The 14,341-nt window shown below is 72.3% G+C and carries 9 protein-coding genes and 3 pseudogenes; 3 read left to right on the top strand and 9 right to left on the bottom strand.

The genetic code is table 11. From position 1 onward, the window contains the following. Positions 1–4: 4 nt before the first annotated feature. Entirely contained in the window at positions 5–454 is a 450-nt protein-coding gene (locus tag OJ254_RS25450) for a MarR family winged helix-turn-helix transcriptional regulator (RefSeq protein ID WP_265364232.1), read from the bottom strand. 127 nt (positions 455–581) lie between these two features. On the opposite strand from OJ254_RS25450, the gene OJ254_RS25445 reads away from it, so the two are divergent. After that, entirely contained in the window at positions 582–992 is a 411-nt protein-coding gene (locus OJ254_RS25445; RefSeq protein WP_265364231.1) for an organic hydroperoxide resistance protein, read from the top strand. Here OJ254_RS25445 and OJ254_RS25440 read toward each other — a convergent pair. From OJ254_RS25440 to OJ254_RS25410, 7 genes and pseudogenes are all read right to left on the bottom strand, one after another. Then, positions 982–2,373 carry a GH1 family beta-glucosidase gene (locus OJ254_RS25440; protein WP_423835954.1) on the bottom strand — a complete coding sequence of 464 codons (1,392 nt, stop codon included), beginning with the start codon at positions 2,371–2,373 and terminating at the stop codon, positions 982–984. The two genes, OJ254_RS25445 and OJ254_RS25440, sit on opposite strands and share 11 nt — an antisense overlap. Next, entirely contained in the window at positions 2,370–3,173 is an 804-nt protein-coding gene (locus tag OJ254_RS25435) for a carbohydrate ABC transporter permease (RefSeq protein WP_265365298.1), read from the bottom strand. Before OJ254_RS25435 ends, OJ254_RS25440 begins: the two co-directional genes overlap by 4 nt. 123 nt (positions 3,174–3,296) lie before the next feature. Next, positions 3,297–4,219: pseudogene (locus OJ254_RS25430) on the bottom strand (carbohydrate ABC transporter permease). A gap of 9 nt (positions 4,220–4,228) precedes the next feature. After that, a complete protein-coding gene (locus OJ254_RS25425; RefSeq protein WP_265364229.1) occupies positions 4,229–5,545 on the bottom strand; it encodes an ABC transporter substrate-binding protein in 1,317 nt (438 codons plus the stop codon). Positions 5,546–5,744: 199 nt separating this feature from the next. Then, entirely contained in the window at positions 5,745–7,079 is a 1,335-nt protein-coding gene (locus OJ254_RS25420; protein ID WP_265364228.1) for an MFS transporter, read from the bottom strand. 194 nt (positions 7,080–7,273) lie between these two features. After that, positions 7,274–8,886 (bottom strand): annotated as a pseudogene (locus OJ254_RS25415) (amidohydrolase). Between the two features lie 301 nt (positions 8,887–9,187). After that, positions 9,188–10,677 (bottom strand): annotated as a pseudogene (locus OJ254_RS25410) (APC family permease); the annotation flags it as partial. A 620-nt stretch (positions 10,678–11,297) separates the two neighbouring features. On the opposite strand from OJ254_RS25410, the gene OJ254_RS25405 reads away from it, so the two are divergent. Then, on the top strand, positions 11,298–12,026 hold the full coding sequence (locus OJ254_RS25405; protein WP_265364227.1) for a TetR/AcrR family transcriptional regulator: 729 nt from the start codon (positions 11,298–11,300) through the stop codon (positions 12,024–12,026). Between the two features lie 105 nt (positions 12,027–12,131). On the opposite strand, the gene OJ254_RS31775 is transcribed toward OJ254_RS25405, so the two are convergent. After that, positions 12,132–12,710, bottom strand: coding sequence for a hypothetical protein (locus OJ254_RS31775; protein ID WP_423836052.1), 579 nt, complete (start codon positions 12,708–12,710; stop codon positions 12,132–12,134). Here OJ254_RS31775 and OJ254_RS25395 point away from each other — a divergent pair. Further along, on the top strand, positions 12,624–14,297 hold the full coding sequence (locus OJ254_RS25395) for a PP2C family protein-serine/threonine phosphatase (protein ID WP_423836039.1): 1,674 nt from the start codon (positions 12,624–12,626) through the stop codon (positions 14,295–14,297). The genes OJ254_RS31775 and OJ254_RS25395 overlap by 87 nt on opposite strands. The last annotated feature ends 44 nt before the right edge of the window (positions 14,298–14,341 follow it).

The raw sequence follows: 14,341 nt of genomic DNA, 5'->3' as shown, positions 1-14,341 counted from the left end.
GGCCTCAGGACGCGTCGAGTGCGCCGGTCACCCGGCTCAACAGGCCCCGCAGCGTGCGCAGTTCCTCGACGGTCAGGCCGGTGGCGGCGAGCATCCGGCGGGGGACCGGCAGGGCCGCCTCGCGCAGCTCGTCGCCCGCCGGGGTCAGGTGGACGGTGACCGACCGCTCGTCCTCGGTGCTGCGCTCGCGGTGCACCAGACCGGCCGTCTCCAGGCGCTTGAGCAGCGGGGAGAGGGTGCCGGAGTCCAGCCGGAGCCGCTCGCCGATGGCCTTGACCGGCTGTGCGCCGTGCTCCCAGAGGACCAGCATGACCAGGTACTGGGGGTAGGTGAGGCCCAGGTCCTTCAGGGCGTCCCGGTAGACGCCGCCGAACGCCCGGGAGGCGGCGTGCAGGGAGAAGCAGACCTGGTGGTCGAGGCGGAGCAGTTCGGCGTCCGGCGGAAGCGTGGTCATGGCTCCAGGTTAGCCGGGCAGGCATTTAAGTTGTGCACAATCGAGTTGCGCGCAATTTAAATCTCTGCGAGAGTGGAGCCCGTCGGACGGCCGGGAAGCGGCCGCCCCGCAGGTGAAGGGACACCTCATGGACGCGCTGTACACCGCCGTCGCCACCGCCAACGGCCGCGAGGGCCGGGCCGTCAGCTCCGACGGCACCATCGACCTCGCCCTGGCCCTGCCGCCCGAGCTCGGCGGCAACGGCGCCGGCACCAACCCGGAGCAGCTCTTCGCCGCCGGCTACGCGGCCTGCTTCGCCAGCGCGATGAGCAATGTCGCCCGCCGGATGAAGCTCGACACCAAGGACGTCTCGGTCACCGCCGAGGTCTCCCTCGGCAAGGACGGCGAGGGCTTCGGCCTCGGCGTCGTCATGCGGGTGGAGCTGCCGGACGCCCTGGCGGGCGAGACCGGGCGCCGGCTGGTCGAGGCCACCCACGAGTTCTGCCCCTACTCCAAGGCCACCCGCGGCAACATCGCGGTCGAGCTGGTCATCGAGTAGGACGGTGCCGGCGGATCAGCCCCGCGTAGTGCCGGCCGCTGTCCTTCAGGGTGCGGGCCTGGGTCGCGTAGTCGACGTGGAACAGGCCGAACCGCTTGCCGTAGCCGTAGGCCCACTCGAAGTTGTCCAGCAGGGACCAGGCGAAATACCCGGCGAGCGGCGCACCCTGCCGGGCGGCCCGGGCACAGGCCGCCAGATGCCCGTGCAGATACGCGGTGCGCTCCGGATCCCGCACCGTCCCGTCCGGCCGGACCACGTCCGGATACGCGGCGCCGTTCTCCGTGACGTAGATCCTCGGCGCCGCGTACTCCCTGGTCAGCCGCAGCAGCAGGGCCTCGATGCCGCCGGCGTCGATCTCCCAGCCCATCCCCGTACGCGGCACATGCGGCCGGCGCACCGGGCGGGCGTACGGCGGTGGGCCGCCCGGGTCGGCGGCCACCACGGCCGGGAAGTAGTAGTTCAGCCCCAGCCAGTCCAGCGGCTGCGCGATGACCTCCGGATCGCCGGCCCGCTCCGGCAGGTCGACGCCGTACACCTCCCGCATGTCCGCCGGGAAACCGCGGCCGTGCACCGGATCCAGCCACCAGCGGTTGGTGTGCCCGTCCATCCGCCGCGCCGCCGCCGCATCGGCCTCCGACCCGGTGGCCGGCTCGACGGTACTGAGGTTGTTCACGATGCCCACCTCGGCGTCCGGCGCCTCGGCACGGATCGCCTGCACGGCCAGCCCGTGACCGAGCAGCAGGTGGTACGAGGCCCGCACCGCCGCCGTGCGGTCCGTGACCCCGGGCGCCATCAGGCCTTCGAGATGCCCGATCCACGCCGAGCACAGCGGCTCGTTGAGGGTGGCCCAGTGACGGACCCGGTCGCCCAGCCGACCGGCCACCACCGACGCGTACTCCGCCAGCCGCTCCGCGGTCTCCCGCACCGGCCAGCCACCACGGTCCTGCAGGGCCTGCGGCAGATCCCAGTGGTACAAGGTGGCGGACGGGGTGATGCCCGCCGCCAGCAGGCCGTCCACCAGCCGGTCGTAGAAGTCCAGGCCCGCCGCGTTGACCCGGCCGTCACCCCGCGGCACGATCCGCGGCCACGCCAGCGAGAACCGGTAGCCGCCGACGCCCAGTTGACGCATCAGGCCGATGTCCGCACGCCAGCGGTGATAGTGGTCGCAGGCCACCTCCCCGGTGTCACCACCCGCGATCCGCCCCGGCACGCGCGAGAACGTGTCCCAGATGGACGGCGCCCGGCCGTCCTCCTCGACCGCCCCCTCGATCTGATAGGCCGACGTGGCCACGCCCCAGACGAAGTCGTCCGGCAGGGCGGCGAAATCGATCCGTTCGGTCACGGCGTTCCTCTCGACGGAGGGCCTCTCGGCACGGGTCATTTGACGGCCCCGGCGGTCAGCCCGGCGACCAGATAGCGCTGCAACAGCAGGAACCCCGCCACCACCGGCACGCTGACCACCAGCGACGCGGCCATGACCTGATTCCAGTACACGTCGTTCTGCGTGGCGTACCCCTGCAACCCGACCGACAGTGTGCGGGTGGTGTCGTTCGTCATCACCGAGGCGAACAGCACCTCGCCCCACGCCGTCATGAACGCGTACACCCCCACCGCCACGATCCCCGGCACCGCCGCCGGCACCACCACCCGCAACAGCGCCCCCAGCGCCCCGCAGCCGTCCACGTACGCCGCCTCGTCCAGCTCCCGCGGCACCGACGCGAAATACCCGGTCAGCATCCAGATCGAGAACGGCAGCGAGAACGTCAGATAGGTCAGCACCAGCCCGCCCCGGGAACCGTAGAGCGCCACACCGGTGGCGTTCCCGAGGTTGACGTAGAGCAGGAACAACGGCAGCAGGAAGAGGATGCCGGGGAACATCTGCGTGGACAGCACCGTCACCGTGAACACCCGCCGGCCGCGGAACCGGTACCGGCTGACCGCATACGCCGCGAACACCGCGATCACCACCGAGCAGACCGTCGCCGACCCCGCCACGATCAGCGAGTTCACGAAGTAGTGCGCCAGCGGCACGGTCCGCCAGATGTCGAGGTACGGCCGGACGGTCAGCTCGCTCGGCAGCCACCGGAACACACCCGACACGTCCCGCAGCGGCTTCAGCGAACTGCTCAGCATGACGTACACCGGCAGCAGGACGAAGCCGGTCAGCGCGGTCAGGAAGATCCGCCGGGTCCAGCGGAACGACCGGGCGGCGCGGTGGGCGAGGCCCTGCGCCGCACCGGGGAGCGCCGGCGGGCCGGCGGGCGCGGCGCACGGACGGCCGGGCGGGGCGCGCGGGCAGCGGTCTCAGCCATCGGCGTACTTCCTTCCGCGGGACGTCACCAGCAGATAGCCGGCCGTCACCACCAGCAGGAACAGCAGCAACAGCACGGACATCGCCGAGCCCGTACCGAAGTTCCAGGTGGCGAACGACGACTGGTAGATGTGCACGGACAGCAGATCCGCGGCCTCCGGCGCGGCCTTCCCGAACAGCACGTACGGCGTATTGAAATCGTTGAACGTCCACAGGAACAGCACCAGCACCAGCACCTGGTTGACCGGCCGCAGCGACGGCAGCGTGATCCGCCACAACTGCCGCAGCATCCCCGCCCCGTCCAGCGCCGCCGCCTCGTACAGGTCCTTCGGACGTTCTGCAACGCCGCCATCACCACCAGGAACGCGAACGGCCAGGTCTTCCACACGGCGACCACCAGCAGCGCCACGAAGCTGTTGTCGCCCAGCAGCCAGAACGGCCGGTCACCGGTGAGGTGCAACTGGTCGTGCAGCACGTGATTCACCAGGCCGCTGTCCCGCTGGAACAGGAACGCCCAGGTGATCACCGCGGCGTAGACCGGCAGGGCGTACGGGACGAGGAACACCGCCCGCAGCAGACCCCGCCCGCGGAAGTTCTCCTGCAGGAAGACCGCCGCCCCGGTCCCGAGCAGCCAGCACAATCCCACCGCCAGCACACTGAACACGCACGTCACCCAGAACGAGTGCAGCAACGCGGCACCCACCGGAGCGTTCAGGTCCACCGCCACCCGGTAGTTGCCCAGCCCCTTCCAGGGCGCCGCACCCCAGTTGCCGAGGAAGAACTGGGTCAGCTCCCGGAAACTCATCACGACGCCGATCACCATCGGCACGAGATGGACCAGCACCTCCACGACCAGCGCGGGCAGCAACAGCAGATACGGCAGGCCGGCACGGCGCAGCCGGGCGAAACGCACCACCGCGGTCCCTCACTTCGCCATCTGCTGCGCGGCCGCGGCCAGCCGGGCCCGCACCGACGCCGTGGTCACCGGATGCCCGGCCGCCGCATCGGCGAACAGGTCCTTGATCGCCGTACCCACCGACGTCTCGAACTGCGCCTCGTCCGGGATCTGCGGCAGCGGCGCGGCGCTCCTGGTGAGCGTCTCCCGCAGCACCCTGGTGTCCTGCCGGTCGAACGCCGGGTCCCGCTGGGCGGCCTTGACCGGCGGGATCGACCCGTACGTCTTGTTCAGCAGCCGCTGCTCGGCGTCGCTCGTCAGGAACTTCACGAACTTCCGGGCGCCATTGAGGTTGTGAGTGTTCTTGAAGACCGCGACGTTGATCCCGGCGAGCATCGAGTTGGTCTGCCGGCCGGCTCCCGGGCGGCCGGACGGCACCGGCACCGGCACGACGCCCCAGTCCGACGGCTTCATCCCGTCCGCCGCGAACGTCGTCGCCGCGGCCTGCCACAGCACCATCGCGGTCCGGCCGTTCGCGAAGTCCCGCAACGACTGGTTCTGGCCGTACTCGGCGTTCCCCGGCGCGATGATCCTGTCCTTGGCCATGAAGTCGACGTACTGCTTGACCGCCGCGACCGCACCGTCCGAGGTGAACGCCGGCTTTCCGGCCGCGTCGAAGAAGTCCGCACCGTGCTGCTTGCCGAGCACGAACGCCTGGTGGATGTTGTTGGCCAGCTGCCCGCCCTCGGCCCCCAGCCCCCACCTGCCGTCCCTCGACACCTTCTTGCCCGCCGCCACCAACTCACCCCAGGTGGCCGGGGGTTTGCTGATCCCGGCCTCCTGGAACATCCGCTTGTTGTAGTAGAGCGCGTACGTCAGCGAGTACAGCGGCACCGCGGCCGGATCCTTGCCCGCCGCACCCGTCGCGGCCAACGCCGGTGCGGCGAACCGGTCCCGCCCGCCGATCGCCGCGAAGTTCTTCGCGTCCCACGGCAGCAGCGCGCCGGTGGCCTGCAACGACGCCGACCAGGTATTGCCGATGTTGAGCACGTCCGGGCCCTGGCCCGACGTGGTGGCCGCCAGGATCCGGTTCAGCAGATCGGGCCAGGGAATGACCTCCAGCTTCACCTTGATCCCCGTCTGCCGCTCGAACTTCTTCAGCTCCGGCCCCAGCACCTTCTTGTCCGCCTCGACGTTCGGCCCCTGATTGGACGCCCAGTACGTCAGCGTCGTCGGGGAATCGTTACTGCCCCCGCCACCTGGGCTCGTCCCGCCACCGCACCCCGAAACCGCCGCGGCGAGCACGGCGACGAGGGCGGAGACGGGCACGACTCGGAGTATGCGCATGACGGATACGCCTCTCTCTGAGGAGTCCGAGGGCCGGCCATGTTCAGTTCCTGAACGGCCTCAAGGCTTGACTTCCGCAGTGAGTTAAAGCCTGAGAAACGGAGGCGTCAAGGGAGCGCACGGTGAAGACGGGCACCGGCTGCCGCCAACCTGCTTTCACCGAGGGCGAGTTGAGGGTGAGTGTGCCGCACGGCAAGTGTTACGCGGAGTGGCCGGTGGGCCCCGGCTCCACCTCCGGCGCAGCCGGGGAAACGGCCACGGCCCCGTCGGACCACGGACCGAACCGACGCCCCCGCACGAGCAGCAAGGCCACCGCACACGCCGCCAGCCCCGCCCCGCAGCTCAGCCCGAACGCCGCCCGGTACCCGTACCCCTCGGCCAGCGGCCCGGCCGCCACCGCCGCGGCGCACTGCCCGATGATCAGCCCGGACCCCAGCAGCGCCATCGCCTCACCCATCCGCGCGGCCGGCGCGATGCGCTCCCCGAGCCCGAACACCGCGATCAGATGCGGCGCCACCGCCACCCCGATCCCCGCGATCACCAGCGACGCCCCGACGAACCCGGCCACCGCCAGCAGCGGCAACACCAGCAGCGCCTGCGCCACGATCGCCCACCGCAGCCGGACCGTCAGATCCCGCCGCACCGGCAACGCCGTCGTCACCAGCCCGGCCAGCGCACTCGTCACCGCCATCCCGCCCCACACGAAACCGGCCATCCCCGCATCGCCCAGCTCCTTGCTCAGCGCGCTGACACCGGCGTTCGCCCCGCCCCAGATCAACCCCTGCCCCAGCGCCATCACCCACAGCACGATCAGCCCGGGCGACACCAGCGGCACCCCGACGGCCGCCAGCCGTCCGCCGCGCACCGGTCCCGGAGCGGTCGGATGCACCGCGAACAGCACCCCGCACACGGCACCGAGCACGGCCGCCAGCAGGAGGCCCGCCGCGGGGTGGAACAGGACCACGACGGTGCCCGCCAGCGCCGGCCCCGCCATGAAGCTGACCTCGTCGATCGTCGTATCCAGGGACAGCGCACGCCCGGTCAACTCCTTCCCGTCGGGGCCTGCCGGACGGGCCACGGCGCGCCCAGGCCCCCCGGGGCCCGCCGCCACGGACGCCGTCAGCACGCTCCAGCGCGTCCGCGACAGCGGCCCCACCTGCGGCATCGTCGCCCCGACCAGTCCCGCGAGCACGGCCTGCACCACCACCGGCAGACCGGCGAGCACGGCCCCCACCAGCGCCACGATCACACCCGCGTTGACGAGCGAGGCCACCAGGATCACCGGCCGGTGCCCCCGCCGGTCGGCCAGCCGCCCGACCGGCGTCCCGCCCACCGCCTGCCCGAGCCACAGCATCCCCGCCACGACCCCGGCCCGGCCGATGCCGTCCGTCTCGGTGAGCATCAGCAGCGTGCCGATCGGACACAGCGCGGCCGGCAACCGCGCCAGGAACGAGAGCACCGGCAAACCCACCCCGGCGATCTCCACCACCGCCCGCACCCCGGCGAACACCGACCCGGAACGCGGGGCCGTCACGCCGCCCCCGCTTCCGCCCACGGCACGCCGGATCGCGCCGGCCCCGCACCCCTGCCCATGTTCCCCCCGTCCGCAGACCTCCCTCAGTAGACCGGAGGCCCACCATCCGGAACCATCCGCACGTCCTCCGAAACGGCGCCCGGGAAAGGGGCGTTGGTGTGGAGGAACCACCAAGCCGGGAAGCCGCTCATGCCTCAGGCGCCCTCGGCCGCATACACCCGCCGCCCCCGACGAACGTCTCCAGCACCCGGGTCGCGGCGATTTCCTCCGGCGGCCCGTCGAACGGGTCCCGGTCCAGGACGACCAGGTCGGCCAGCTTCCCCGGCTGGATGCTGCCGGTCTCGTCGAGGTGGTTGGCGTACGCACTGCCGGCCGTGTAGGCGGCCAGCGCCGACCCCAGGTCGAGCCGCTGCTCCGGCAGGAAGACCGGCGCCGAGGGCGGCGCGTCCGGGGTACGGCGGTTCACCGCCACATGCAGCGCGGCGAGCGGATCGGGCGAGCTGACCGGCCAGTCACTGCCCGCCGCGAGCGTGGCCCCCGCCCGCAGCAGATCGCCGAACGGGTACTGCCACGACGCCCGTTGCGCCCCCAGGAAGGGAATCGTCAGCTCGTCCATCTGCGGCTCGTGCGCGGCCCACAGCGCCTGGATGTTCGCCGTCGCCCCGAGCCGGCGGAAACGCGGCACGTCATCGGGGTGGACGACCTGGAGATGCGCGAGATGCGGCCGGGTGTCGCGCCAGCCGTTCGCCCGCCGGGCCGCCTCGACCGCATCGAGCGCCTCCCGCACGGCCCGGTCGCCCAGGGCGTGGAAGTGCACCTGGAACCCCTCCGCGTCCAGCAGCGTGACGTACCTCCGCAGCTCCTCGGGGTCGATGAACGAGATCCCGCTGTTGTCGGAGGCACAGCCGCACGCGGTGAGGTAGGGGCTGAGCATGGCCGCCGTATGGTTCTCCGCGATCCCGTCCTGCATGATCTTCACGCTCGTCGCCCGCAACCGCCCGCCCGTCAACTCCTCCCGCCTGGCGACGAGTTCAGGAATCTGCTCGGCGCCACGGGCCCGGTCCCACCACAGCGCCCCGGTCACCCGCCCGGTCAGCCGGCCCTCGTCCCGGGCGGCCACATACGCGGGGGCGGCGTCGACGAGGCCGGGGGCGCGGCCCAGCATCGCGTCCTGCCAGGCGGTCACCCCGTAACTGTGCAGCAGACGCTGTGCCCTCAGCAGCCCGGCGGTCTGCTCGGCGCGCGTCGGCTCCGGGACCAGGTCGGCGACCAGCCGCATGGCCCCCTCCTGCAGCATGCCGGACGGCTGCCCGTCGGCCTCCCGCTCGATCCGGCCGTCGGACGGGTCCGGCGTCCCGGCGGTGAGCCCGGCGCGTTCCAGGGCACGGGAGTTGGCCCAGCCACCGTGGTGATCACGGTTGACGAGGAACACCGGCCGATCCGGCACGAGGGCGTCCAGGAACTGGCGGGTGGGCATCCCGCCCGGGAACGCCTCCAGGGACCAGCCGCCGCCGGTGATCCACGGCGCCTGCGGATGCGCGGCCGCGTACGAGCCGATCAACTCCCGGTACGCGTCCGCGGTCTCCGCGGCGCTCAGATCGCACTGCGCCAACTCCATTCCGCCGCCCACCGGGTGGACGTGCGCGTCCTGGAACCCGGGGATCAGCAACTTGCCGTGGAGGTCGACCACCTCCGTTCCCGGACCGATCAACTCCCGCACGTCCGCGTCGTACCCGACGGCGACGATCCGCTCCCCGCGCACGGCCACCGCACCGGCCCGGCTGCGCGCGGCGTCAACGGTGTGCACGGGCCCGGAGAGGAAGACGAGGTCGGCGGGGGAGGAGGGGAGGAAGAGGGGGTTGTTGAGGTGTGGGGGGCCATCTTGCGGTTACTCCGGATTCGTTGGTGGTGGTGGCGGTGGCGGGTGGGAGGTGTTGGCTGGTGGTGTGGATTACTCATGGGGATTGCTCGTGTGGTCGCTTTTTGCCGGTGAGTTGCTGATCGTTGATGTCGCTCCGGTCGTCAGCCATCGGACGGCGAGGGCAAGGGGGAGGCGTCGAGGCCAAGGTGATGGGCCCGCCCCCGCTCCCGTCCTCGTCCGTGTCCCCGTCCATCGGCAACGTCAGCGCATCCGCGTCCGTCCCCCTGCCGGTACGGAAGTACGGTGCGCGCCGCACCCACTTGGCCCAGGCCGCGGCCGCCAGCCCCAGCAGGATGAAGGCGGCCGGCAGGGCCAGCATGAACCAGCCGTTGTCCGGGCTCATCGCGAAGTGGTCGCTCATCGTCGCGTAGTCCCAGACGAGGTAGCCGCCCAGCCCGAACAGCACCAGCGCACTCGCCGCGGGCACGACCACGTCCCGCAGCGCGCGGACCGCACCCTGGCGCAGGCTGTCGCGGAAGCGCACCGCGCAGGCGAGCGCGGTGAGCCCGTAATAGAGGGCCACCGTGAGACCGATCGAATTCACCGCGGTGAGGATCATGTCGTTGAGCTGGGGATGCCGACGGCGAGGACGGCGATCAGCGCGGCGATCGCCATGATGAGGAGCGTGCCGAGCGCCGGCGACCCGTAACGCGGGTGCACCCGCTGCCACACCGGGCCGAGCGTCCGGTCGCGCGCCATCGCCAGCGCGCCGCGGGCGGTCGGGATGACGCTCGACTGCAGGGAGGCGAAGGCGGAACACATCAGCGCCGCCAACGGCAGCGAGGCCCAGGGCTCCGGCGCCAGTTTGCCGCCGAGGAAGGTGAGCGCCTGCGGGCCGTTGTGGACGAGCTCGCCGGTGCTCATCACCCGCTGGAAGGCGACCGCGCCGACGAGGAACAGGCCCGCCATCACCACCAGGGCGATCAGCCCGCCGCGGGCCGCGTCCGAGGCGCTGCGGGTCTCCTCGTTGACGCTGAACGCCGCGTCCCAGCCCCAGTAGATGAACACCGCGAGCACCATCCCCTGCGCCAGCGCCTGGGGTGAGCCGATGTCGAACGGGTTCAGCCAGGACAGCGAGAACGGCTGGTCCCCGACGACCAGGGCATAGCCGCAGAAGACCAGCAGCACCGCGTACTCGAAGATCAGCAGCCACATCTGCAGCCGGGTCGCCGCGCGCACGCCCGTGATGGCGGTCACGGTGACGGCGACCAGCGCGACGAGCCCCACGGCGGTACTGATACCGGTCGAGCCGGGATCCAGCCGCAGCCCCCACACGCTGTGCCAGCCCAGCTTGTTGAGGAACTGCAGCACCACGGACCCGGTCACCGCGCCCGTGTACGCCATGAAGACCACGTTGCCGACCAGCACCACCCACCCGGTGAGAAACCCGGGCCAGGGGCCGATCGACCGGCCGACCCAGGTGTAGCCGCTGCCGCAGTTGGGCTCGGTGCGGTTGAGCCGGGCGTAGGAGAGCGCGATGCCGAGGATGGGCAGACACGCCAGCAACAACAGCGCGGGCGTCTGCCGCCCGGCGTACGCGGCCAACGAGCCCATCCCGATACCGATGCTGGTGGTGGCCGCGGTACTGGACGCGGCGATCGCCACCCCGTCCTTCACCCCCAGCGCGCGGCGCATGCCCGCGCGGTTCTCGGATTCCTGCGGCGTTGCGGAGGACATGGCATCGACTCCTTGGAGGGGAGGGAGGGGGAGAAGCGGGGAGGGGCGGAGCGCGTCCAGGGGAGGGAGAGGGCCGGTACGGGTCGCCGGCTGCGGGCCGCGAGGGCGCTGATGTCCGCCGATGAAACAGGCCTCGCCAGCTTGTGTCAACGGTGTTGACGTAACCTGGGTGAGGGTTGGTGATTAACTGGGCCCCGGTCGGCCCCCGGGCATGGCAGGGCGAACCCCAACTGCCCGGCTCGACAGGGACCCGCTCGACAGGGACTGGCCTCGCTCGACAAGGCCTCGCTCGACAAGGACTTGCTCGACAGGGACTTGGACGAAGACCTCGGCCAGGTGTTCGCCGATGACGGGGAGCCGCCGCAACGGTTGGGATGCCGCGGGAGGGGCAGGCATCGGGCCGTGGCCGTGGCCGTGGCCGTGGCGGGCCGGGCCCCGGCGGCGGGTTTCCGGCGGAGCACCGGGCCTCAACGGGGCGGAGGGTCCCCGGGGAGCGGCGGATCGCTACGGAGCACAGAAAGAGGTTCGGCGTGCCAGACAGTGAACGCGTGCCAAGCGGCGAACGCGGGCCGAACGGTGAACGCGTGTCGAACGGCGAACGCGGGCCGAACGGTGAACACGTGCCGAACGGCGAAAGCGTGCCGAACAGTGAACGCGTCCGCGTCCCGACCGAGCGCAAACGGCGCCGGCCGACCAGCTCGGGCGTGGTGCTGTCGGCCGACCTCATCGTCGACACCGCATGCCGGCTGATCGACGCGCACGGTGCGCAGGCGTTCACGGTACGCAAACTGGGCGCCGCACTCGGTGCCGATCCCTCCGCCGTCTACCGCTACTTCCGCAACACCGAGGATCTGCTGCTCGCCCTGGCCGACCGGCTCATCGGCGAATCCATGGCCGGCTTCACGCCCAGCGGCGACTGGGTCACCGACCTGCGCGACTTCGGCCTGCGCGCCTACCGCTCCGCACTGCGCCATCCGCAGATCGCCGTCTTCAGCACCCTCCGCGTCACCGGCCGGCCACATGAGCAACGGGCCGTCGACACCGGCGTCGGCCTGCTGCTCCAGGCCGGCTTCGACGAGCCGACCGCGGTCCGGCACTACCACGCCCTCGTCGACACGGTCCTCGGCCACGCCGCGCTGGACGCCGGCGTACTGCTGCTGGCCCCCGCCCAGCGCGCGGCGGACGAACGCGCCTGGCACGCCGACTACGGCACCCTGCCCGCCGATGATTTCCCCAGCCTGCACCGCGTACGCGACCACCTCCCCCTCATGGCAGGCTCCGCCGTCGAACCCGCCCTCGACCTCCTCCTCACCGCCCTGCGCCAGGAGGCGGCCAACCGCGCCGACTGAGACCGCCCCCCCCGCAAGCCCACGGATCATACATTCGGGAACAACCCGGGCATTCCCCTCGTGTCAGTGCAAACATGAGGCATGCCCTCTCGACGGCTGACGCCCCTACGGGAACGACGGGAACTGCGTCATCTGCTGGTGCTGCTCCCGATCTGCCTCATCGCGGCCGTCTGCACGATCGACCTCCTCTCGCCGCCCCGTATCCACCTCGGGCCCCTCCTGGTCGCGGCCCCCGCAATCACCGCAGCTTTCGCCGGCCCCCGCCTGACGGCCGCGATCGGGGCGCTCGCGGTCGCCGCCCAGGTGTTCATCGGCGTGGCGCGCCAGGTCCTCTTCACGGAGAACCTTCAGGCGCAGATCGCCGCGCTGGTGGTGGTCTCCGCACTGGTCGTCCTCTTCGCCGCCATCCGGGACCGCAATGAGCGCCGCCTGATCAAGAGCCGCTCGGTCGCCGCGGTGGCCCAGCAGGTCCTGCTGCGTCCGCTGCCCGGACGCAGCGGCCCACTGGAGATCGCCTCGCTGTACCTGCCGGCCGAGGAGGAGGCGGAAATGGGCGGCGACCTCTTCGCCGCGGCACGCACCCTCACCAGTACCCGGCTGATCATCGGCGACGTCCGCGGCAAGGGCCTGCCCGCATACGGTCACGCCGCCCTCCTCCTCGGCGCCTTCCGAGCCGCCGCCCACCGCCAGGCCACCCTCCCCAACCTCGCCCGCCACCTCGACGGAGCCGTCCGCTGGGACAGCAGCCAGTGGTCCACCACCCCCACAGCCGCCCCCCAGGGAGCAGAACGGCCGCCCACCGCCAGGCCCACCCCCTACCCCCCACCCCCAACCACCCACCCCGCAGACCCCGGCCCCACCCCCAGCCCGCCTCACACCCCCAACCACACCCCGCCTCACACCCCCAACCACACCCCGCCTCACGTGTCCGGCTCCGCCTCGCGCCAGGCTCCCAGCTCCGCCCCGTCTCACGTGTCCGGCTCCGCCCCGCCTCACGTCCCCGACTCCGCCCCGTCTCACGTGTCCGGCTCCGCGCCGTCTCAGGCTCCCGGCTCTGCCTCGCTTCAGGCTCCCGGCTCCGCCCCGTCTCACGTCCCCGGCTCCGCCCCGTCTCAGGCTCCCGGCTCCGCCTCGCGTCAGGCTCCCCGCTCCGCGCCGTCTCAGGCTCCCGGCTCCGCCTCGCGTCAGGCTCCCCGCTCCGCGCCGTCTCAGGCTCCCGGCTCCGCCTCGCGTCAGGCTCCTGGTTCTGCCCCGGCTCAGGCTCCCGGCTCCGCCCCGTCTCACGTGTCCGGCTCCGCGCCGTCTCAGGCTCCCGGCTCCGCCTCGCGTCAGGCTCCTGGTTCTGCCCCGGCTCAGGCTCCCCGCTCCGCGCCGTCTCACGTCCCCGGCTCCGCCTCGCGTCAGGCTCCCCGCTCCGCGCCGTCTCAGACTTCCGGCTCCGCCCCGCGTCAGGCTCCCGGCTCCGCCCCGCCTCACGTCCCCGGCTCCGCCCCGCCTCGCGCTCCCGAGTCCACCCCGCTTCACGGCCTCGACTCCGCCCCAGCTCACACCCCCGCCCTCGGGCAGGCCCCTGCCGCCGGGGAGGCCCCCGCTCCCGGGGAGGCCCCTGCATCAGGGAAGGCCCTCGCACCAGGCGCCACCCCTGCCCCTCCCGCCCCCGCCCCGCCCCCTGGTTCCGCCCTCGCCCCCGCCCCCGCTCCTGCCCCTGTCCTCACTCCTGCTCCCGCTGCGACGCCCGCCTCCACACCCGGGCCAGAGCTCGTCGCCAGCCCCATCCCCGACTTCGCACCAGCCGACGGTCCAGGCCCCGAATCGGGGCGGGTCCTCCCCGACCCCGAAGAGACGTTCGCCACCGTCGCACTGCTGGACATCCCCGACCGCGCGCCCGTACTCCACACCATCACCTGCGGCCATCCCCCCGCCCTGCTCCTACGCGACGGGGCGGCCCTCACCCTCCACCCCGAGCGGCCGGCGCTGCCCATCGGCCTGGGCGGCCTGCCTGGCGCCCCCGCCTACGAGGTCGAGATCTTCCCGTTCGAGCCGGGTGATCTCCTGCTCCTCTACACGGACGGCGTGACCGAGGCCCGGGACGCCCAGGGCGCCTTCTACCCTCTCGCCGAGCGCGCCGGCGCCTGGAGCGGCTGCAGCCCGCACCAGCTTCTACGGCTCCTGCGAGCGGACCTGCTGGCTCACACCCGCGGCAAGCTGGGCGACGACGCCGCGGCCGTCGCCGTACGACGCCGCCCCGCACCCCTGCCAGCCGGCCCATGAGCCCGCGCTCACGCCCACCACCAACGGCCCGAACGGCACCCACC

Source organism: Streptomyces endophytica, assembly GCF_026153355.1.
Classification (GTDB): domain Bacteria; phylum Actinomycetota; class Actinomycetes; order Streptomycetales; family Streptomycetaceae; genus Streptomyces; species Streptomyces endophytica.
The sequence above is the reverse complement of the archived record's forward strand: the minus strand, read 5'-3'. Positions and strand labels throughout refer to the sequence as shown.